Annotated in this window: 19 protein-coding genes and 1 tRNA gene; 15 read left to right on the plus strand and 5 right to left on the minus strand. The window is 71.1% G+C overall.

The genetic code is table 11. The annotated features are described in order from the left end of the window. Nucleotides 1-18 precede the first annotated feature (18 nt). Nucleotides 19-2,571 (minus strand): germacradienol/geosmin synthase, encoded by a 2,553-nt coding sequence (locus tag ACGF3I_RS11800; RefSeq protein ID WP_393130706.1) that lies wholly within the window; start codon nt 2,569-2,571, stop codon nt 19-21. 350 nt (nt 2,572-2,921) lie between these two features. Here ACGF3I_RS11800 and ACGF3I_RS11805 point away from each other — a divergent pair, with 350 nt between their 5' ends. Further along, nucleotides 2,922-3,503: an HhH-GPD-type base excision DNA repair protein gene (locus ACGF3I_RS11805; RefSeq protein WP_393130708.1), complete on the plus strand. Its 582-nt coding sequence runs from the start codon at nt 2,922-2,924 to the stop codon at nt 3,501-3,503. A gap of 750 nt (nt 3,504-4,253) precedes the next feature. Here ACGF3I_RS11805 and ACGF3I_RS11810 read toward each other — a convergent pair. Continuing rightward, the gene (locus ACGF3I_RS11810) at nt 4,254-5,741 is read right to left on the minus strand and encodes a helicase HerA-like domain-containing protein (protein WP_393130710.1); all 1,488 of its coding nucleotides are present in this window, start codon (nt 5,739-5,741) and stop codon (nt 4,254-4,256) included. 441 nt (nt 5,742-6,182) lie between these two features. On the opposite strand from ACGF3I_RS11810, the gene ACGF3I_RS11815 reads away from it, so the two are divergent. Continuing rightward, nucleotides 6,183-6,479, plus strand: coding sequence for a type II toxin-antitoxin system VapB family antitoxin (locus ACGF3I_RS11815; protein ID WP_053725882.1), 297 nt, complete (start codon nt 6,183-6,185; stop codon nt 6,477-6,479). Between the two features lie 113 nt (nt 6,480-6,592). Next, on the plus strand, nt 6,593-7,225 hold the full coding sequence (locus tag ACGF3I_RS11820; RefSeq protein WP_393130713.1) for a LytR C-terminal domain-containing protein: 633 nt from the start codon (nt 6,593-6,595) through the stop codon (nt 7,223-7,225). A 267-nt stretch (nt 7,226-7,492) separates the two neighbouring features. Here the strand turns inward: ACGF3I_RS11820 and upp are convergent, their stop codons facing one another. Continuing rightward, nucleotides 7,493-8,128 carry a uracil phosphoribosyltransferase gene (upp, locus tag ACGF3I_RS11825; RefSeq protein WP_053725981.1) on the minus strand — a complete coding sequence of 212 codons (636 nt, stop codon included), beginning with the start codon at nt 8,126-8,128 and terminating at the stop codon, nt 7,493-7,495. A gap of 148 nt (nt 8,129-8,276) precedes the next feature. Between upp and ACGF3I_RS11830 the strand changes: the two genes are divergently transcribed. The 4 genes from ACGF3I_RS11830 (at nt 8,277) to ACGF3I_RS11845 (ending at nt 9,920) form a co-directional block, all read left to right on the plus strand. Continuing rightward, entirely contained in the window at nt 8,277-8,456 is a 180-nt protein-coding gene (locus tag ACGF3I_RS11830; RefSeq protein WP_393130716.1) for a hypothetical protein, read from the plus strand. A gap of 296 nt (nt 8,457-8,752) precedes the next feature. Further along, a complete protein-coding gene (locus ACGF3I_RS11835) occupies nt 8,753-9,301 on the plus strand; it encodes a hypothetical protein (protein WP_393131229.1) in 549 nt (182 codons plus the stop codon). A gap of 44 nt (nt 9,302-9,345) precedes the next feature. Further along, on the plus strand, nt 9,346-9,774 hold the full coding sequence (gene tadA / locus ACGF3I_RS11840; RefSeq protein WP_393131231.1) for a tRNA adenosine(34) deaminase TadA: 429 nt from the start codon (nt 9,346-9,348) through the stop codon (nt 9,772-9,774). 58 nt (nt 9,775-9,832) lie between these two features. Beyond that, a tRNA-Ser gene (locus ACGF3I_RS11845) sits at nt 9,833-9,920 on the plus strand. 236 nt (nt 9,921-10,156) lie between these two features. On the opposite strand, the gene ACGF3I_RS11850 is transcribed toward ACGF3I_RS11845, so the two are convergent. After that, nucleotides 10,157-10,405 (minus strand): hypothetical protein, encoded by a 249-nt coding sequence (locus ACGF3I_RS11850; RefSeq protein ID WP_393130718.1) that lies wholly within the window; start codon nt 10,403-10,405, stop codon nt 10,157-10,159. A gap of 972 nt (nt 10,406-11,377) precedes the next feature. Here ACGF3I_RS11850 and ACGF3I_RS11855 point away from each other — a divergent pair. From ACGF3I_RS11855 to ACGF3I_RS11875, 5 genes are all read left to right on the plus strand, one after another. Continuing rightward, nucleotides 11,378-11,539 carry a hypothetical protein gene (locus ACGF3I_RS11855; protein ID WP_350231602.1) on the plus strand — a complete coding sequence of 54 codons (162 nt, stop codon included), beginning with the start codon at nt 11,378-11,380 and terminating at the stop codon, nt 11,537-11,539. 116 nt (nt 11,540-11,655) lie between these two features. Continuing rightward, complete coding sequence (locus ACGF3I_RS11860) at nt 11,656-11,949, plus strand: Dabb family protein (protein ID WP_393130721.1); 294 nt, start codon at nt 11,656-11,658, stop codon at nt 11,947-11,949. Nucleotides 11,950-12,246: 297 nt separating this feature from the next. Then, nucleotides 12,247-13,062 carry an RNA polymerase sigma factor SigF gene (locus tag ACGF3I_RS11865; RefSeq protein WP_393131233.1) on the plus strand — a complete coding sequence of 272 codons (816 nt, stop codon included), beginning with the start codon at nt 12,247-12,249 and terminating at the stop codon, nt 13,060-13,062. Nucleotides 13,063-13,319: 257 nt separating this feature from the next. Then, complete coding sequence (locus ACGF3I_RS11870) at nt 13,320-14,171, plus strand: RNA polymerase sigma factor SigF (RefSeq protein WP_100575756.1); 852 nt, start codon at nt 13,320-13,322, stop codon at nt 14,169-14,171. A gap of 625 nt (nt 14,172-14,796) precedes the next feature. Beyond that, nucleotides 14,797-15,096, plus strand: coding sequence for a hypothetical protein (locus ACGF3I_RS11875; protein WP_393130723.1), 300 nt, complete (start codon nt 14,797-14,799; stop codon nt 15,094-15,096). Between the two features lie 46 nt (nt 15,097-15,142). Here the strand turns inward: ACGF3I_RS11875 and ACGF3I_RS11880 are convergent, their stop codons facing one another. Continuing rightward, nucleotides 15,143-15,361: a hypothetical protein gene (locus tag ACGF3I_RS11880; RefSeq protein WP_393130725.1), complete on the minus strand. Its 219-nt coding sequence runs from the start codon at nt 15,359-15,361 to the stop codon at nt 15,143-15,145. Nucleotides 15,362-15,758: 397 nt separating this feature from the next. Between ACGF3I_RS11880 and ACGF3I_RS11885 the strand changes: the two genes are divergently transcribed. The 3 genes from ACGF3I_RS11885 (at nt 15,759) to ACGF3I_RS11895 (ending at nt 19,862) form a co-directional block, all read left to right on the plus strand. Next, nucleotides 15,759-16,274 carry a MarR family winged helix-turn-helix transcriptional regulator gene (locus ACGF3I_RS11885; RefSeq protein WP_393130728.1) on the plus strand — a complete coding sequence of 172 codons (516 nt, stop codon included), beginning with the start codon at nt 15,759-15,761 and terminating at the stop codon, nt 16,272-16,274. Between the two features lie 136 nt (nt 16,275-16,410). Beyond that, nucleotides 16,411-18,885 (plus strand): MFS transporter, encoded by a 2,475-nt coding sequence (locus ACGF3I_RS11890; protein ID WP_393130731.1) that lies wholly within the window; start codon nt 16,411-16,413, stop codon nt 18,883-18,885. Between the two features lie 158 nt (nt 18,886-19,043). After that, nucleotides 19,044-19,862: a YceI family protein gene (locus ACGF3I_RS11895; protein WP_393130733.1), complete on the plus strand. Its 819-nt coding sequence runs from the start codon at nt 19,044-19,046 to the stop codon at nt 19,860-19,862. Nucleotides 19,863-20,688: the final 826 nt, after the last annotated feature.

A 20,688-nucleotide genomic window follows, 5' to 3' on the forward strand; every position in this document is an offset into this window, starting at 1 on the left:
CCCCCGCACATCAGAGGATCACGAGGCGTGGTCTCCCGCCACTGTGGGGAGGGGCAGGGTGGGGCACCACTCGGCGGACAGGGGCAGCGACGGTACGGCGGGGCCCATGGGGGTCGGGGACGTGGGGGTCGGGGGCGTGGGTTCCGGAGCCATGGGTGCTGGCCCCTTGGGTGCTGGCGCCATGGGTGCCCACGCCATAGGTGCTGGCGCCATGGGCACGGAGCCGTGCTGGACGGGGCCATGCTGGACGGGGCCGTGCTGGACGGGGCCGCTTGTGGGTGCGGACACCCCATCGGAGAGCGACGGCACGGGCACGGGCGCAGGCCCGGTGCTGGGGCGGGCAGTGGTCGGTACCTCCGTGAGCCGTACCCGGTCAGCGGACGTCCCGCTTCCAGTGGGCCGCATCCAGCTGGGGGCAACACCGCCCCGGGCCGCAGTGTGGGGGAACCGGCCGTGCGGCAGACTGTCCGGCAGATCGTCCGCACCGTAACGGCGGGCCGAGGCATGCCAGTTGAGGATGCCGGCGATCCAGTCCTTGAGTTCGGCCACATAGGCGTCGAGCGCCCGACGACCGGCCGCGTCCAGCTCGAAGTCCGCGCAGAGGACCGGGAGTTCGTTGGCGATGACGTGCTGGAACTGGCTCATCCGGGAGCGCATCAGGTCGTCGACGATGCGCAGCGCCGTCGGGTAGTCGCAGTTGAAGAAGTTCTGCACGACCAGGACGCCGTTGTGCAGCTCGCCCTCGTACTCGATCTCCTTCTGGTACGAGAAGACGTCGTTGAGCAGGCAGCAGTAGTCGGCCGCCGCGTTCTCCAGGTTGCGGATAGGTCCGCTTTCGTGGATCCCCGGCGGGAGTTGGTCCGCGTGGCGCAGCCGCGCGAGGCTCATCGTGAGGTCGGAGCCGAAGGTGTGGCGGCGCATCTCGATGTAGTCGACGGGGTCGGGGATGCGGTGCTGGGTCTGGTTGAAGAGTTCCCTGAGCCAGCTCTCCAGCATGCTGTCGACCGCCCCGCGGAAAGCGGCGCGGGCCTCGGGGGACATCGGCCCCGCGGTGCGCGCCCACAGGTCGGCGAGGCCGCGTTCCAGGGGGGAGTGCGCGAGGAGGAGGCCCGCGGCCGGCTCGTCGACCGGCATGCATGCCTCAAGGCGCACGTTGGCCGCGCGGGCCGCGGCCAGGTCGCGGGAGTGGCCGAACACCAGGGGGTAGTAGTCGTCGCCGTACGTGCCCCAGGTCAGCCACTCGGCGCTGAGTTCGAGCTCGTCGGGTGTCGCGTCGGGGTCGAGTCCGGCCGAGCAGAGCGCGAAGTCGTAGCCGGCGAGCTTCTCCGCGTCCCAGATGTCGTCGAGCAGGCCCATCCGGTCGGCCCAGGCGATCGACGCCACACGTGCGTGATCCACATGTGGGCTGACCGCCAGCGGATACGGCACGTCGAAGTCGGGCAGCTGCGAGGGCCCCACCTTCTGCATCGGTACATGGGTGAAGCTGCGGTGCCTGGCGCCGGCCGGGCGGCCGAACAGTGTGGTGACGTCGAGCGCCGAGGTGCCGGGCACACCGTCCAGGAGCGTGGGGCCGAGGGTGGCCTCCTCGTTCATGTAGCGGCTGGAGCGCATGTGCCACTCGTGCCCGCCGGACTGCCAGTCCTGGAGGCCCTTGACGTACGCGCCGACGGCCGCGCACTGGTCCGGCGTGAGGCCCTTCTCCAGGCACAGCGCGGGGACTTCGGCGAGAGCGGTGTTCTCGAACTGCTGGACCCGCGAGGTCAGCAGATCGTTGACGGCGTCGGCCGCCTCCTGCGTCGTACAGCCGAGGAAGGTCTCAAGTACCAGTACGCCATTGCTGAGTTCGCCTTCGTCCTCCACTTCGCGCTGGTAGGAGAACAGGTCGTTGCGCAGGTGGACGGCGTCGGCGAAGGCGTCGGTGAGGACGCGCAGCGGCCTCGAACCGGCCACGGGCGCGGGGACCTCGGCGTTCGCGGCGTACTCGATGAGACCGGCCGACCAGGGCGCGCCGCCCACTTTCCGGCGCATCTCGATGTACTCGACGGGGTTGGCGATCCGGCCCGCGTTGATGTTGGCGAGCTCCCACAGCGACTCGTTGAGCAGGTTGCGCGTGCTGATCGCGAAGCGCTCGCGCCAGTTGTGGGTCATGGACGGGACGGTGCGGGCCCACAGGTCGGCGAGGCCGGCCTCGACCGGGTTGGTCGGCTCGGGGAAGCCGTCGGCGAGGTCCATCGGCATGAAGGCGGGGAGCCGGTCCAGGTACTCCTTGCCGCCCTTGCGGTCCAGGGTGCGCTTGAACATTTCGAGGAAGTGGTCGTCGAAGAAGAAGACCCAGACGTACCAGTCGGTCACCAGGGCGAGCTGCTCCGCGTCGCAGTCGGGGTGGGTGTAGGAGCAGAGCAGGGCGTAGTCGTGCGCGTCGAGGTCCTTCAGCTCCCAGATCCCGGAGCCCTCCAGCATGCCCATGTCCCGGGCCCAGGCGCGGGAGTGCTCCCGGGCGGATTCCAGGTGCGGGTTGAGCCGGGCCGGATACGGCAGATAGAAATCCGGCAGAACGAACGGCTGGGTCACTGGGGGCCCTTCTGTCTTTTGGTGCGTATGGCTTTGGTGTGGCTGTCTGGCTTGGGTGCGGCTGGGTTTGGGTTCGTTGGTGTGGGTTGTGCCTGGGGGGCGGAGGCGCGGGGGTGTGGTGGTGGTCCGAGCCGAACTACCCCTGGGGAGCTGCGCCATTCGAGGGGCGTACGTCTGTCATACGAAAGTGTGAGGTGGGGGGAAACGGGGTGTGGGGGTAGTGGGGGTGTGGGTCTGCTTCGCTTCGGGGGGCTGGGGTGGGGTGGGCTGGGGGTGGGGGGTTTGGTGGGGTGGGGATGCCGGTCGTGTCCGCGTGTGCGGGACGCGTCGTGGGCGCCGATCATCGAGACATGAACACAACCCTTCGGCTCGCCCAGCAGCCCGAGGCCGATGAGCTGCTCGGCCGCAGCCCGCTGGCCGCGCTCGTCGGCATGCTGCTCGACCAGCAGGTGCCCATGGAGTGGGCGTTCTCCGGCCCGTACACCATCGCCCAGCGCATGCACGTGGACGATCTCGACGCCGGGGCCATCGCGGCGTACGACCCCGAGGCCTTCGCTGAGCTCCTCAAGGAGAAGCCGGCCGTGCACCGCTACCCCGGGTCCATGGCGAAGCGGATCCAGCAGCTGTGCGGGTTCCTCGTCGAGGAGTACGAGGGGGACGCGGCCGGGGTCTGGCGGGACGCCTCGTCCGGGGCGGAACTGCTCGGCCGGCTCAAGGCGCTGCCCGGCTTCGGGGAGCAGAAGGCGAAGATCTTCCTCGCGCTCCTGGGCAAGCAGCTCGGGGTGCGGCCCTCTGGGTGGAGGGAGGCGGCGGGGGCGTATGGGGAGGCGGGGTGTTATCGGTCGGTCGCGGACATTACGGGGGTGGAGTCGTTGGGGAAGGTGCGGGCTTACAAGCAGGCGGCCAAGGCGGCGGCGCGTTCCGCCGAGTAGTTGTTCTGGGTTGCCTCGGGGTTCTGGCCTGTTGGCTGCTCGGGTTGGGTGCGGGCTGAGCCCCGGGGGTTGCCCACCCGCCCGCCCGTGCGGCGGGCTGGATGGTGCCGGCCCCTGGGGCTCCGCCCCAGACCCCCCGAGGGGTTTGCCCACCCGCCCGCCCGTGACGGGTTGGATAGGCCCGGCCCCTGGGCTGCGCCCCAGACCCCCAGAGGGGCTCCGCCCCTCGAACCCCGCGGGGGCTCCGCCCCCTGCACCCCTATCGCGCCTGAAGGGCGCTCGTCCTCAATCGCCGGACGGGCTGAGGATGCGCATGCTGGCCAGCACCGGTGCAGTTAGGGGCGCGGGAACTGCGCGAGGCAGGCTGGGGCACACGTGCGGGTCGGCGCCGGTCCTGTCGGGGGCGCGGGGAACTGCGCGAGACGCGGGCACGGTCCGCAGACGACCGAGGGGTTGGGGGCGCGGGGAACTGCGCGAGCAAGCCAGCACGGCCCGCAGATGACCGGGGGCCGAGGGGCGCGTCGGACTGCTCAATTCCCAGGCGGCCCAAGCCTGTTGAGGGAGCAGGCGAGGCGCTGCCTGAAAAGCGAGCACGGTCCGCACACCACCAACGCCCCCGCCACCCCCGCCGCCCCCGACGCACAAACCTGCCCGAGCACCCACCCCACACCACTCCCCCCACCCCTCCCCCACACCCCCGGAGGGTCTCGGGAAGGGGCGGGGTGGGGAAAGAAAGGTCCCCAGCAACCCCTACCTCCGCCGAGTCCCAAAGATCGACCGCGAGATCTCCCGACCCAACTGCGTCCCCACCGACCGCGCCAGCGACCGGAAGATCCCGCTCCCCACCACCTGCTCCGCCAGCGACGCCTCCTCTTTCTTCCCGCGGGACGGGGCATTCGCGGACGGGGACGGCTGGTCCAGGGCCGTCGTCACCGCCGCCTCCTCCCTCACCCGTTCCTCCGCCGTCAGCTTCTCGAAAGCCGATTCCCGGTCCACCGGTTCCGCGTAACGTCCGTACAGGACCGAGGACTTGACCGTCTGGTCGAGGGCCGCCGGGTCGATCGGGGCCATCAGGGACTGGGGGGCCCGCAGCCTCGTCGCCGCCACGGGGGTCGGTGCGCCCTTCTCGCTCAGGACCGTGATCACCGCCTCGCCCGTGCCGAGCCCGGTCAGGAGTTCCTCCAGGTCGTAGGGGGAGTGCGGGAAGGTGCGCACCGTCGCCTTCAGGGCCTTCGCGTCGTCCGGCGTGAAGGCGCGCAGCGCGTGCTGTACGCGGTTGCCGAGCTGGGCCAGGACGTCGCCGGGGACGTCCTTCGGGGTCTGCGTCACGAAGAAGATGCCCACGCCCTTCGAGCGGATCAGCCGCACCGTCTGCGTGATCGACTCCAGGAACGCCTTCGACGCGCCGCTGAACAACAGGTGCGCCTCGTCGAAGAAGAAGACGAGCTTGGGGCGGTCCACGTCGCCGACCTCGGGCAGCTTCTGGAACAGGTCGGCCAGCAGCCACATCAGGAAGGTGGAGAAGAGCTGCGGCTTGTCCTGGACCGCGGGCAGTTCGAGGACGGACACCAGACCGCGGCCGTCCGGCGCCAGGCGCAGCAGCTCGCTCGTGTCGAACTCCGGCTCCCCGAAGAACGGTTCCGCACCCTGCTGCTCGAACGCCGTGATCGACCGCAGGATCACCCCCGCGGTGGCCGACGACAGGCCGCCGATGCCCTTCAACTCCGCCTTGCCGACGTCGGAGACCAGGAAGCCGACGACCGCCTTCAGGTCCTTCAGGTCGTACAGTTCGAGGCCCTTGCTGTCCGCGTAGTGGAAGATCAGGCCGAGCGACTGCTCCTGGGTCTGGTTGAGCTGGAGCACCTTCGACAGGAGGACGGGCCCGAAGCTCGTGACCGTGGCCCGCAGGGGGATGCCGGGGCCGATGCCGCCGAGACCGTAGAACTCGCAGGGGAAGCCGGCCGCCTCCCAGTCCTGGCCGACCTGCGCCGCGCGTTCGGCCACCTTGTCGTTCGGGGTGCCGGGGGCGGAGATGCCGGACACGTCGCCCTTCACGTCGGCGAGGAAGACCGGGACACCATTGGCTGAGAGCTGTTCGGCGATGAGCTGGAGCGTCTTGGTCTTGCCGGTGCCGGTCGCGCCGGCCACCAGGCCGTGCCGGTTGAGCATCGACAGGGGGATCCGGACCGGCGCGTCCGGCAGGCACTGGCCGTCCCACAGCAGCGCGCCCAGTTCCATCGCCGGACCCGTGAAGCCGTATCCCGCCGCGATCGCCGCAGCCTCGGGCCCGAGCGCCGACGGTGACGGGGAAGGGGACGGGTGCCCGCTCGGCTGCCCGCCCCCCAGGTCGCCGCCCGGGCCGCCCCCCGTCACCGCCGAATCGCCGCCCGGCGCGGATGGCCTGCCGTCCGACACGGAAGGACCGGCGCCCGACGCGGAGGGCCCGCCACCCGGCGCGGAAGGATCAGCGGGGGGCGCGGAATCGGGGTCGGGCGCCGGGGCGGGATTCCGCGCTCCGGGGTCGTTCGGGTCCGCCGCACCTACGGGCCCGGGCGCGGGCGTCGTCCGGTCGCTATCGGTCATGACGAGCCCCCTGCGTCGGGTTCGAGGCATTTTGCCCAGGATTGCACTCGGCCTCCATGGCTGCGCCCGGAGCCGCTCGCCCGGTAGGCTTTCCGTGTGATCTTCAAGCGCATCGGAAGCGGGCGGCCCTACCCCGACCACGGCCGGGAAAGCACCCGGCAGTGGGCGGATGTCGCGCCGCGCCCGGTCCGGCTCGATCAGCTCGTGACCACCAAGGGACAGCTGGACCTGGAGACCCTCCTCGCCGAGGACTCCACGTTCTACGGCGACCTCTTCGCGCACGTCGTGAAGTGGCAGGGCGACCTCTACCTGGAGGACGGGCTGCACCGGGCGGTACGGGCGGCGCTCCAGCAGCGCCAGGTCCTGCACGCCCGCGTACTCGAAATGGACTGAGTCCGACAGCCGGGTGGGCCTTTCGGACCCTTTGCCGCGCATACGGACGCACACGCGCGCCAACCGTTGATCATTTAGTAGGCATCGCTCCGGGTCGGCACTACCCTGCGCCTATGAGCATGCTCACTCCCCCCGGCATGGGCGGAAAGTACCGCATCAAGGGTGACGCCTACCCACGGATGCGTCGTCCCCGCAAGCGCGGCCGGCTGGTCATCGCGCTGGTCGGCGCGGTGGTGGCCCTCGGTCTGATCGGCTGGGGGACCGTCCAGCTCATCGACGTGTTCGGGGGCGGCGGCGACAGGGCCAAGGCAGCCGCGCACAAGAAGGACTGCCCCGCCCCCGCGGCCTCCGGCGCGCCCGTGGTGGCCGCCGCGCTGCCCAAGCCGGCGCAGATCACCGTGAACGTCTACAACGCGACCCCGCGCGGCGGTCTGGCCAAATCGGTCGCCGACGAGCTCAAGAAGCGCGGCTTCGCGATCGGCAAGGTGGGCAACGCCCCCGCCGAGTACGACAAGAAGGTGCCCGGCAACGGAGTGCTGCTCGGCGCCGCCTCGGCGACCCGCGGGCCCTTCTCCGTACTCGGCACCCAGATCAAGGGCGCGACGCAGAAGGTCGACAAGCGCGAGTCGCCCGACGTCGACCTGATCATCGGCACGACGTTCGCGAACCTGAACGCGCCGAAGGACGCCGACACGGCCCTGGCCGCCCTGGCCAGGCCCGCACCCGCGCCCTCCGGGAAGTGCTGAAGCGCTGACATGCTGTTGACGTGCTGAAACGCTGAAACGCCGAGGGCGTCCCCGCGTGAGGACGCCCTCGAAACCATGCAGCGCAGCGCAGCGGCGGCCCCGCGGGACCGCAGACCCGCCGGATCGCACACCCGCCGGATCGCACACCCGCCGGACCGCAGACCCGCAGGCCGCAGGGCGGCTGGGCCACGCCACCGTGCCCGGTCCGCCGTGCCCGGTCCGCCGTCGTCCAGTCCGCCGTCGTCCAGTCCGCCGTCGTCCGGTCCGCTAGTCCGCCGTGCCGTACATCCGGTCGCCCGCGTCGCCCAGGCCCGGCACGATGTAGCCGTGCTCGTTCAGGCGCTCGTCGACCGAGGCGGTCACCACGGTCACCGGCGTGCCCGCCAGCTCGCGCTCCATGATCTCGACGCCCTCGGGGGCGGCAAGCAGCACCACGGCCGTGACGTCGTCCGCGCCGCGCTTGATCAGCTCGCGGATCGCGGCGACGAGCGTGCCACCGGTCGCCAGCATCGGGTCGAGGACGTACACCTGACGGCCGGAGAGGTCCTCGGGCATGCGCGTCGCGTACGTGGAGGCCTCCAGGGTCTCCTCGTTGCGGATCATGCCCAGGAAGCCCACCTCGGCGGTCGGCAGCAGGCGCACCATGCCGTCGAGCATGCCGAGACCTGCGCGCAGGATCGGGACGACCAGGGGACGCGGGTACGAGAGCTTCACGCCCGTCGTCGGCGTCACCGGGGTCTCGATGTCCACCTGCTCGGTGCGCACGTCCCGGGTGGCCTCGTAGGCGAGCAGGGTGACCAGCTCGTCGGCGAGCCGCCGGAAGGTCGGGGAGTCGGTGCGCTTGTCGCGCAGCGTGGTGAGCTTGTGCGCCACGAGAGGGTGGTCGACGACATGGATCCGCATGACGTCCACAGTAACCGGGGAGTAGCGGCCCCGCGTCCCACCTGCCCGTGCTCCGTGACCTGCCGTACGCCGCCGGGTCGTGTTGGCGTCAAGCACCCGAACGGGGGGAAGGTGGGTAACACGAACCGACCCGGGGCGGTGTGAGCCAATGCCGGACGAGCACGACCGAGCGCGACAACCGGAGAGCGACACGGAGCGCCGCAGGCGGCGCGCCCAGTTCCTGCGCGAACTGCACGAGGCCAAGGCCCTGCGCGACCGGGTCCAGCCGCGGCGCGCCCGCGCGGCCCGGATGCGCCAGGCCATGCGCATGCGGACGTTCCGCTGGTGAGGTGTGCCCCGGCCCCCGCCGACCGGTGAACCCCGCGCCCTGGAGCGCGTGTTCAGGCTGAGCGCGCACCCGCGACCACGGCGGTACGGACCGCCGTTCGCGGCGCGTCGCGGCGCGCGCCGACGGGGTCGCGGAACCCTTGGTCACGAGGCGTCGGAGCGCGGGATCGTGGCGACCGGAAAAACGCAACCGTGGAAGAACTCTCGCAACCGCGGTGTTTTCTGCCACGATTCCGAAGGAAGCCACAGCCGGGGGGACCCCCAACCGGCACGCCTATGACCAGTGGGAGAGTCACGGTGTACTTCGCCGCACTGCTCGCGCGCACCGAAGACGGGTGGGAAGCGAGCGACACAGAGCTCGACGATGTGGAGACGCTGTCGGATCTGGCCGACCTGGCCCGGGAAGCAGCAGCCGACGGGGCCGACGACACGGTGCTCGTCTTCATCGAGCAGGAGGACGCCTGGTTCGGCGTCGTCCGCGTCGACGGCGAGGAGGACCCCCGCGTCTTCGTCTCCAACGCCGCCGTCGCCGCCCGCTCCTCGTACGGGGCCATGCTCACCGACGAACTGCTCGGCCACGACAAGGACGACGAGGAGGACGAGCTGGACACCCTTGACCTCGACGGCACGGAGGACGGCTACGACGACGAGGGCACCGCCTCCGTGGACGAGCCCGACGGAGGCGACCCCTCCGACGGCGCCACTCCCGCCGGCCCGCTCGGCGAGAGCGCGATCCTCGCCGACCTCGGGGTGAGCGAGGGCCGGCTGCTGGCCCTGGACTCGGACGCCCTGGTGACGATCGCGGACGCGCTGGGCGCGGCCGAGGTCCTGGAGGCCGTCCGCTAGTGCTCCACCCGCACGACCCCGTACGCGACCGGTGGGCGGAGCCGATGCGCTCCGCCCTGGCCGGGGCAGCACAGGCCGAGTCGGCCGGCGATGTGCCGGTCGGCGCGGTCGTGCTCGGCCCGGACGGCTCGCTCCTCGCGTCCGGGCACAACGAACGCGAGGCGACCGGCGATCCGACCGCGCACGCCGAGATCCTCGCCATCCGCCGCGCGGCCGCCCGCACGGGCGAGTGGCGCCTGGTGGGCTGCACGCTCGTCGTCACCCTTGAGCCCTGCGTGATGTGCGCGGGCGCGATCGTCCAGTCCCGGATCGACCGGGTCGTCTACGGCGCCCGCGACGAGAAGGCGGGAGCCGCCGGATCGCTGTGGGACCTGGTGCGCGATCAGCGGCTCAACCACCGCCCCGAAGTGATCGCCGGCGTCCTCGACGAGGAGTGCTCGGCGCAGCTCACGGCCTTCTTCCGGCAGCGGTGACCCACCTCTCGCCGAACCGATTTCAAACCACGGCCCACCTTGGGCTAAGCTCTCTCTCGGTAGCGTGTCCGAGCGGCCGAAGGAGCTCGCCTCGAAAGCGAGTGTGGGGAAACTCACCGAGGGTTCAAATCCCTCCGCTACCGCCAGCAGGACGAAGGGCCCGGTTCATGTGAACCGGGCCCTTCGTGTTGCCTGGACCCGTGCGTGCCGCCTCATGAGGACCGCTCCGGTCTGGCGGGCAATCTGCTCCCCGTCGGCCCACAGACGCGCCTGAGCGGACCGTCACACGACACGGAAGCCGGCCCTCGTCCTCCCGGGGGCGCGGGCGAACGAGGGCCGGCCGACATGAACTTCGGTTGTCAGAGCCGACGTTCAGCCGATATCACGCGTCACGCCGGTCCTTCTGACGCCAGTTCTTCCCCAGGCCGAGCCCCGCTGCCATGATCGCGGCACCGACCAGGATCAACCAGATCCAGTTCAGCTCGATCCCTGCCAGCAGGGGTATGAAGCCGAACGGCATCAACCAGCGGAACCAGAGTCCTGCGGGAAGCCTCAATGCGTCCCACACCAAAAACCCCATCAACCCGACGATTCCACACATGGCAACCAGAGGGATGTGAAGGATCTGCACCTCGGCTGCTAGAGGACATCCGGGCATTGAACTACTCCAGGGTTTCGTGCCTTCCGTGTGCTGCTGCGCGGTTTTCGAGCAGCAGCACACGGTTCAGCAGATCATCATCCCAGCGTGCCCCACACCAGCGCAGAGGCCTGCTGGTAGAGGTGCGCCTGGCCGGGACGGAGCTCACGCGCTCGGGGTGCGCAGCGTCGACAAGGCGGGCAACAGGTCCGGCGGAACCACCTGTCGCTTCTACGCCAAGCGACACGGGCAAGGGCAACGGGTACATGGGACCCGGAGTCCGCGGCGGCAACACCAATTTCAACGGAGGCTCCGTCACCCATCGCGGCGACTGGACGAACGATGGCTTCGAGGACCTCGTAGGACTGGGGCCGGCCGACGGCCGCAAGACCCCCGCCGTCTACCCGAAGCAACGGAGTCGGCTGGGCGAATCACTGGTCGGATGCCTCGCAGATCCTCGCCGTCGGCGACGCCGACGGAACGATCGACGTACCCGGCCATGCCGACCTGCTGGTCAAGGAGGGTGACCAGCTCTGGTGGTGCTTCGGGTCCGACAGCCCGTACCTCGACGAGAACCGGCTGGTCGGGATTCCAACAGCTCGGCTGATCCGCCGGGACGGAAAAGCCCCGGCCGCAGGGCGACCGGGGCTTGGGCGTTGGGGCGGGGGGAGCGGCATCGGGGGGACAAGCCGCTCCCCCCGATGAGAACAGAACCTGCAAGTCCGCGCCGCAGTCAGGGGGAAGCTCGCGGCGCGGACCCCGCAGTGAGGTCCTGTTCCTGGCCCGCCGCATTCCTGCCAGATGCGGTGGGCTCAGGAACCATCCTGCTCTCCCGCCACGTCCGTACCGTCGGGCAAAGGGCCCCGTTCACCGGGTCCTTGGTCCTTAAAGGCCTGGTGAGTACGGGACGGGTGGCGGTTAGACTCACCCGACCGCACAGGGGTGGCGCCGGGGAGGGCTGGCACAGTGGACATCAAGAAGGTCCTGCTCTACATCGCCGTGGTGTTCGTGCTGTACACGATCATCACGTCGCCGGTGCAGGCCGCCGGGATGGTCCAGACCGGGTTCGAGGGCATATCGAGTGCGGCCAAGGGCGTCGGCGCGTTCATGACCAACCTGGTCCGCTGAGTCCCGTGCCGGGGTCGCGCGGTCGCGGCCGGCCGGCCGCCGTCCCTCCGTGACCTCCACCGCGACCGCAGAACCGCCGAACCGCACCGCAGGGTCGTACCCGTAGGAGAGAGTCCATGATCCGCCACCTGGTCCTGTTCAAGCTGAACGAGGGCGTGCAGCGCGACGACGAGCGCGTGGTCGCCGGAGTGAAGGCCTTCCAGGAGCTCGACGGGATCGTTCCCGAGATCGAGTTCTGGGAGTGCGCCTGGAACATCACCGACCGGCCGATCGCGTACGACTTCGCCATCAACTCCGCCGTCGCCGACGAGGACGCCCTCAAGCGGTACGTCGAGCACCCCGCCCACCAGGCCGCCGCCGGGCAGTGGCGCGAGTTCGCCACCTGGGTGATCGCCGACTATCCGTTCTGAGCCCCGGCCGGCACACGTCCGGCACACGTCCGGCCCCCGCCCCGCGCCCGAGAGGTGCGGGGCTTTTTGGTGCGCCAACAGCCCTCCGACCGGGGCCATATGCCCCAACTTGCCCTCAACACGTGGTTATACGGTGCTTGCACACAGTGGGCCTGTCTTGTGATGCTATGACCGCTTTTGACGGATGAGTTGACCGAGGACCACGACCGAGGACTAAGGGGTGGCGTGACCGTGCCGGCCAGTACTACGCCTCAAGTGCCGCCCCAGAACGAACCCCCCTCCCAGGACACCCCGGACGTGCCCGCCCAGGACTCCCCGGAGGGCCCCAGGGGCCCCGTCAGAACCTCCACCAGGGGCGCCGACACCCGCGCCCTGACCCAGGTCCTGTTCGGCCGGTTGAAAGGGCTCGAACCCGGGACCCCCGAGCACGGCCGGGTGCGCGCCGCCCTGATCGAGGCGAACCTGCCGCTCGTGCGGTACGCGGCCGCCCGGTTCCGCAGCCGCAACGAGCCGATGGAGGACGTCGTCCAGGTCGGCACCATCGGACTGATCAACGCGATCGACCGCTTCGACCCGGACCGCGGCGTCCAGTTCCCCACCTTCGCGATGCCCACCGTCGTCGGCGAGATCAAGCGCTACTTCCGGGACAACGTCCGCACCGTGCACGTCCCGCGCCGGCTCCACGAGCTCTGGGTGCAGGTGAACGGCGCCACCGAGGACCTGACGACGCTGCACGGGCGCTCCCCCACCACCGGCGAGATCGCCGAGCGGCTGCGGATCGGCGAGGACGAGGTGCTCGCCTGCATCGAGGCGGGGCGCTCGTACCACGCGACGTCCCTGGAGGCCGCCCAGGAGGGCGACGGACTGCCCGGCCTGCTCGACCGGCTCGGTTACGAGGACCCGGCCCTCGCCGGCGTGGAACACCGCGACCTGGTCCGGCACCTGCTCGTACAACTGCCCGAACGCGAGCAGCGGATCTTGATGCTCCGCTATTACAGCAATCTGACGCAGTCCCAGATCAGCCAGGAATTGGGAGTGTCGCAGATGCACGTGTCAAGGCTCCTGGCCAGGAGCTTCGCGCGGCTGCGGTCCGCAAATCGAATCGAGGCATAACCGGTTCGAGTGAGCCGAGCCCGTTTCTTTGCCGGGTAAAAAATTTCCGGGCGAAAAACCCCACACCCCCCGCTTCCTGCGGGTACTCGGGTTCCCCTTGTCGACATGTCACTACAGCGTGTTGCCGACATGTGACATTCTGCTGAAACCGCGTTTGCCGCAGCCCCGCCTCCGGTATTCAGGTGGAGGCTGCTTCCTCCGAATGGTCGTGGCCCGACGCGACCGTCCGCGACCGCCGCTACTTCAAGGGGGTTGGCATGTCCGCAGAACAGGGCAGCTCGAAGGTGCTCACGCTCACCAAGAGCGCACCCGCACCGACCGTGCACCGACACGCCGCAAACACCGCAGCCATCGACACCCGCACGCTGTCCCGCTCCCTGTTCCTGCGCCTCGCCACGCTGGACACCGACAGCCCGGAGCGTACGTACGTACGCGACACCCTCATCGAGCTCAACCTGCCCCTGGTGCGGTACGCCGCCGCCCGGTTCCGCAGCCGCAACGAGCCGATGGAGGACATCGTCCAGGTCGGAACGATCGGTCTGATCAAGGCGATCGACCGTTTCGACTGCGAACGGGGCGTGGAATTCCCCACGTTCGCGATGCCCACGGTCGTCGGCGAGATCAAGCGCTTCTTCCGCGACACCTCGTGGTCGGTGCGGGTTCCGCGCCGCCTCCAGGAGCTGCGGCTCGCGCTCACCAAGGCCAGCGACGAGCTCGCGCAGAAGCTCGACCGCTCGCCCACGGTCCCCGAACTCGCGGCCGTTCTCGGGGTGTCCGAGGAGGACGTGGTCGACGGCCTCGCGGTCGGCAACGCCTACACCGCCTCCTCGCTCGACTCGCCGGCCACCGAGGACGACGGCGGCGAGGGCTCGCTCGCGGACCGGCTCGGGTACGAGGACACGGCGCTCGAAGGCGTCGAGTACCGCGAGTCCTTGAAGCCGCTGCTCGCCAAACTCCCGCCCAGAGAGCGGCAGATCATCATGCTGCGCTTCTTCGCGAACATGACGCAGTCGCAGATCGGCGAGGAGGTCGGCATCTCCCAGATGCACGTCTCCCGGCTCCTCACCCGCACCCTGGCCCAGTTGCGCGAGGGCCTGATCTCCGACTGAGCGAGCCCGGACGGACCGGCTCGCGCCCGCCAGTAACTCGGCCGCCCCTGTGGCTTATTGACGCCCCGTCAGACACACTGGCGCGATGCGACGACGTGCTGCGCTGATCGGTGTTCCGGCGGCGGTGGTACTGGGCCTCGGCGGTGCGCTCGCCGCCTGTGCCGGGGACGGCCACCGGCCCGGGTACGTGGCGGTGGGGGCCGGGCCCTCGGTGCCGGGCCGTGCGGTGCCGCCGCTGGGCAAGGTGGAGCTGGTGCCGCTGGACGGGGCGGGGGTGCCGTCACCGTCCGGTGCGGCTGGTGGGGCCGGTGCGGCCGGGTCTTCTGGTGCGGCTGGTTCCTCTGGTGTGCCCGGGGTTTCGCCCGGGGCCGGTGGAGCCACGGGGCGGGTGCCTGCGGGCGGGGCACCGGCGGGCCCGAATGCCGCCAACTCCGGTGCGGGCTCGGGGGGTTCGGTGCCGGGTGGCGGGAGCGGGGGTGGCGCTTCAGGGACGCCTGGGCCTTCGGGGGCGCCTGGATCTTCGGGATCGTCCGGGACTTCGGGATCGTCCGGGTCGTCCGGAGCCTCTCATCCGCCCTCCGGTACGCCCTCGGCCCCCGCCCCTGGTACGCCCGCCGGGCCCGCGGTGCTCACGGTCGGGGCGCCGGGCCGGTCGGCCGGGGAGCACCGGTGGTGCGAGAACGTCACGGTGCGGTTCAGCAATACGGGCGGTACGGCGGTGACGTCGGGCAGCGTCATGTTCGCCACGCACATCATCGGGCTGCTCGGGGTGGACTGGGCCACCATCAAGTCCACCCAGCCGCTGCCCCTGCCGATTGCCCCGGGGGCGTCCGTCTCACGGACGTACGGGGTGTGTGTGGAGGCGTGGCGGGTGCCGATGGGGATGCATGTGGAGACGCGGGCCGTCACGGCCAGTTGGGGGTGACCGGGGCGGCCTCCGGACTGCCCGGGGCCACCCCTCGCGCCCTCGGTCAGCCCAGTGCCAGCCAGGCCACCGCCGCGAGGACCACGATCACGGCGACGATGCCGACGATCAGGCCCACGCGCGGGCCGGCGGCCGTCGCGGCGGGGGTGGCCTGCTGGCGGGTCTGGGGGGCGCCCTCGTCTACGAAGGCGCGGAACATCTGCGTGGAGCCCGCGGGGTCGTAATTGCCCTCGGGGCCCTGGGGGGCGGGGGGGTTGTGTGCCATGGGGCAGGACCCTAGCGAAGATGGGGGGTTGACCCAACCCCGGGCCCCTTGCGGGCCCGTGCCCTCGCCTCCCCTCGGCGGTGGGCCCCCCTTTTCTGCGCCGTTCCCCGCGCCCCTGACCACGCCTTCGCCTGCGGACCGTGCTCGCTCCTCGCGCAGTTCCTCGCGCCCCTGGGGGCCGGTGGCTGACGGCGCCGGCAAGTCCGACCCCCTAGGGGCGCGGGGAACTGCGCGGGTGGCGGGGTGGAAGCCTGGCCGCGCCAGGCAGGCCCCGCCCTTCGGGAAAGCCCCCCGGAAAGGCTTTGCTATTCCTTTGCTGCACAGGGCCGGATTTAGTTTGCCTTCGGCAACCAACAATCTTATGGTTGCCCGAAGCAACAAGATTTCGGAGGTGTCCATGGCCGCGCAGAGCCTCTACGAGGAGCTGGCCCGGCAGCTCAGCGCGATCGGCGCGGTCAAGCGCGGGCTCGCGCGGATCCTGCCGCCCGAGTGCCCGGCCGGCTCGGCCGCCGTGCTGACCCTCCTGGAGCGTCACGGTGAGATGCGGATCAGCAGACTCGCCGAACTCCTCGCGGTGGACATGTCGGTGACGAGCCGTCATGTGGCGCACGTCGCGCAGCGGGGCTGGATCGAGAGGTCCGCCGACCCCGCCGACAAGCGCTCGCGGATCCTGCGGCTCACCCCCGCGGGCCAGGTCATGATCGACGCCCTGGGGACGCGCACCACGGAGATGTTCGCGCACACCCTCAAGGACTGGTCCGACGACGAGGTCGGGCAGCTCAACACGATGCTGGCCCGTCTGCGCGACTCCTTCGGGGACTGCCGGGCACCCCATGTGCGGCCCCCCGAGACCCGCACCCCGCCCGCGCCCACCCCGCCCGACCGCACCCCCGCCGAGCGGACCCCCGCCTAGCGGACCCCGCCCGGCGGGACCCGGCACCCAGACCCGTACGACCCGCGTGACCCGCACGACCCGCACGACTCGTATGACCCGCACGACTCGCACGACCCGTACACCGAACCAACCGACAGACAAGACAAGGAACTTCATGGCTACGACCACACCAGCCGGTGTGCGGGGCGGCCACGCCAAGCACGGAGGGCACGCGCCCTCCGACAGTGGCGCGCCGATGACTCACCGGCAGATCATGGAGGCGCTGTCCGGGCTGCTGCTCGGCATGTTCGTCGCGATCCTGTCCTCGACGATCGTCTCCAACGCCCTGCCCCACATCATCAGCGACCTGGGCGGCGGTCAGTCCGCGTACACCTGGGTCGTGACGGCGTCGCTGCTCGCCATGACCGCGACCACCCCGCTGTGGGGCAAGCTCTCGGACCTGTTCAGCAAGAAGCTGCTGGTCCAGATAGCCCTGGTCATCTATGTGTCCGGCTCGATCGTGGCCGGTCTGTCCCAGAGCTCGGGCATGCTGATCGCCTGCCGCGTGTTCCAGGGCATCGGCGTGGGCGGCCTCTCCGCGCTCGCCCAGATCATCATGGCCGCCATGATCTCGCCGCGTGAGCGCGGCCGTTACAGCGGTTACCTCGGTGCCACGTTCGCGGTCGCGACGGTCGGCGGCCCGCTCCTCGGCGGTCTGATCACGGACACCGACTGGCTCGGCTGGCGCTGGTGCTTCTACGTCGGCGTGCCCTTCGCGGTCATCGCCCTGATCGTGCTGCAGAAGACCCTGAAGCTCCCCGTCGTGAAGCGGGACGTCAAGGTCGACTGGAGCGGCGCCGTCCTGATCAGCGCCGCGGTCTCGCTGCTCCTGGTCTGGGTGACCTTCGCGGGCGACAAGTACGACTGGATCTCGGGCCAGACCTACGCGATGGTCGGCGGCTCGATCGTGCTCGGCGCGCTGTTCGTGCTCGTCGAGTCGAAGGCCAGCGAGCCGATCATCCCGCTGCGCCTGTTCCGCAACCGCACCATCACCCTCGCCTCGCTCGCCTCGCTCTTCGTGGGTGTCGCGATGTTCGCGGGCACGGTGTTCTTCTCGCAGTACTTCCAGCTGGCGCGCGGCAAGACGCCGACCATGTCCGGTGTCATGACGATCCCGATGATCGGCGGACTCTTCGTCGCGTCCACCGTCTCCGGTCAGGTCATCACCAAGACGGGCAAGTGGAAGGCGTGGCTGGTCAGCGGCGGTGTGCTGGTGACGGCGGGCCTCGGTCTGCTCGGCACGATGCGCTACGACACCCCGTACTGGCACCTCGCGATCTACATGGCGCTCATGGGCCTCGGCATCGGCATGATGATGCAGAACCTGGTCCTGTGCACCCAGAACCAGGTCTCACCCGCGAACCTCGGCTCGGCCTCGTCCGTCGTCGTCTTCTTCCGCTCCCTCGGTGGTGCGGTCGGCGTCTCGGCGCTCGGCGCGGTCATGGCCAACCGGGTCGGCCACTACGTCACGGAAGGCCTCACCGCGCTCGGCCCGCAGGGCGCCGCGGCGGCCAAGAGCGCCGGCGGCTCCGGCACCATCCCGGACCTGTCCGTGCTGCCCGCTCCGATCCGTACCGTCATCGAGAGCGCGTACGGACACGGTGTCGGCGACGTGTTCCTGTACGCGGCGCCGTGCGCGCTGCTCGCCTTCCTGATCACCCTCTTCATCAAGGAGATCCCGCTGCGTACCCGTGCGGTGGGCGGCGCCGAGTCCGAGGAGGCGCCCGCCGCCGCCCCGGCCGCCGCCCCGGTTCCCTCGCAGGTCTCCGCCCCGGCGGCGGTCCAGGCCCCGGTGGCCGAGACCGTGACCGCTCCCGTGCTCGACGGCATCCCGGTGCGCGGCACGGTCCGCGCCGCCGAAGGGGCGCCCGTCGCCTCCGCCGCCGTCACGCTGATCTCGCTCGGCGGCAGCCAGCTCGGCCGCGCGGTGGCGGGGCCCGACGGCGGGTACCTGCTCGCCGCCCCGGGCGCCGGCAGCTACGTGCTGATCGCGGCGGCCGACGGCTTCCAGCCGCAGGCCTCCACCATCGTGGTGGGCGCCGAGGCACTCGCGTACGACATCCTCCTGTCCGGCACCAGCGGCCTGGTCGGCTCGGTGAAGGCGGCCGAGAGCGGCGCGCCGGTCGAGGGCGCGATGGTGATCGTGACCGATGTGCGCGGCGACCTGCTCGCGACCGGCAAGTCCGGCGCGACGGGTGAGTTCACCTTCGGGGAGCTCGTGCCCGGCCAGGTCACCGTCGCGGTCAACGCGGACGGCTTCCGGCCGCTGGCGCTGCCGGTGGAGATCGCGGGCTACGGCGTGACCCGCGTCGAGGCCGCGCTCCAGGCGGGCGCGCTGGTCCAGGGCACGATCCGGGGCGGCGTCGACCGGCGTCCGCTGGCCGATGCCCGGGTCACGCTGCTGGACGCGGCGGGCAACGTGGTCGCCAACGCGACGACGGGCGACGACGGCGCGTACGCCTTCGCCGACCTGAACTCCGGTGAGTACACGGTCATCGCGACCGGCTACCCGCCGGTGGCCGGCTCGCTGACCGTGGCCGGCCGCGGTGTCGACGGCCACGACATCGAACTCGCCCACCCCGGCGAGTAGTTCGGACCGACCGAGACCCCCGGGAACGGCCCGCTTCGAGCGGAGGCGGCCGTGACCGGCGTGGAAATGGGCCCCGGGTGCGGGGGCGGCGGGCAGGGGACGGCCGGCCGTCCCCGCCCCGGGGCCCGACCTTTTTGAACGCGAGGAGAGAAAACGGGATGGGACTGCGGGCACAGGTACGCACGCGCGACGGCTGGGCCGTCTCGCACGCCGTGGTGACGATGACCGACATGACGGGGGCGCAGGTGCTGCGCGCCTCGGCGGCCGAGGACGGTTCGGTCGCGGCCGACACGGCCCTCGCGCCCGGTGCGTACACGGTGATCGTGACCGCCGTCGGCTACGCGCCGGCCGCCTCCACGGCGCTGGTGACGGCGAGCGGACGGGCCTCGGTCGGCACGGTGGTGCTGGCGCGCCAGGGCGGTGTCGAGCTGCCGCCGCCGGGGCCCTGGACGATCGACCCGGTGCACTCGTCGGTCGGCGCGGTCGCCCAGCACCTGGGCATCTCCAGTGTGCACGGACGGTTCGCCGAGTTCGGCGGGCGCGTCGAGATCGCCGAGGACGTCGAGGAGTCGCGGGTGGAGGCGGTCATCAAGGCGGCGTCCATCGACACGGGGAACGCGATGCGCGACGGGCACCTGAAGTCCCCCGACTTCCTGGACGTCGAGCGCTTCCCCGACATCACCTACCGCAGCACGGCCCTGACCCCGGCCGGGCCGGACCGCTGGACGGTACGGGGCGAGCTGTCCCTGCACGGGGTGGTCCGCGAGGTGGACCTCGACCTGTCGTACCTGGGTACGGGGCCCGATCCGTGGGGCGGGGTGCGGGCGGCGTACCGGGCGACGGGGGAGTTGCGGCGGGAGGATTTCGCCATGCGGTACAACCAGGTGGTGCAGGCCGGGATCTCCGCGATCGGGACGACCCTGCAGATCACCCTGGACATCCAAACCGTCCAGGGCCCCACCCTGCCAACCCTCTAACCTGGCCCGCTTCGGGCCGCCCGGCCCTGGGGGTGCTGGGGGTGCCCGGCCCCGGGGGGGTGCTGGGGGTGCCCGGGTCCCTGGGGGTGCTGGGGGTGCCCGGGGTTTGCGCAGTTCCCCGCGCCCCTTAACCCCCTGTCGTGTGCGGACCGTGCTCGCTTCTCGCGCAGTTCCCCGCGCCCCTGGCGGGATTGGTACCGGCCCGCATGTGTGGCACAGCCTGGCTCGCGCAGTTCCCCGCGCCCCTGGCAGGACCGGTGCTGGCCCGCACGTGTGGCACAGCCTGCCTTGCGCAGTTCCCCGCGCCCCTTCACCCCCCGGTCGTGTGCGGACCGTGGTCGCTTTTCGCGCAGTTCCCCGCGCCCCTAACAGCACCGGTGCTGGCCCGCATCGGGCAACCTCAGCCCGTCCGGCGATTGAGGACGAGCGCCGTTCAGGCGCGAAGGGGGGTGCAGGGGGCGCAGCCCCCGCCGGGGTTCGAGGGGCGGAGCCCCTCAGCGGGTCTGGGGCGCAGCCCCAGGGCCCGGCACCCTCCAACCCCCCGCACGGGCGGGCGGGTGGGCAAACCCCCCGGGGTCCGAGGGGCGGAGCCCCTCAGGGGGTCTGGGGCGCAGCCCCAGGGCTCCGCCGATGCAACCCGCTGCACGGGCGGGCGGGTGGGCAAACCCCCTGGGGTTCGAGGGGCGGAGCCCCTCAGGGGGTCTGGGGCGCAGCCCCAGGGCTCCGCCGATGCAACCCGCTGCACGGGCGGGTGGGTGGGCAAACCCCTCTGGGTCTGGGGCGGAGCCCCAGGGAGCCGGCCCAGCCAACCCCCGTCACGGGCGGG

The sequence above is a fragment of the Streptomyces sp. NPDC048111 genome (assembly GCF_043202815.1).
Classification (GTDB): Bacteria; Actinomycetota; Actinomycetes; order Streptomycetales; family Streptomycetaceae; genus Streptomyces.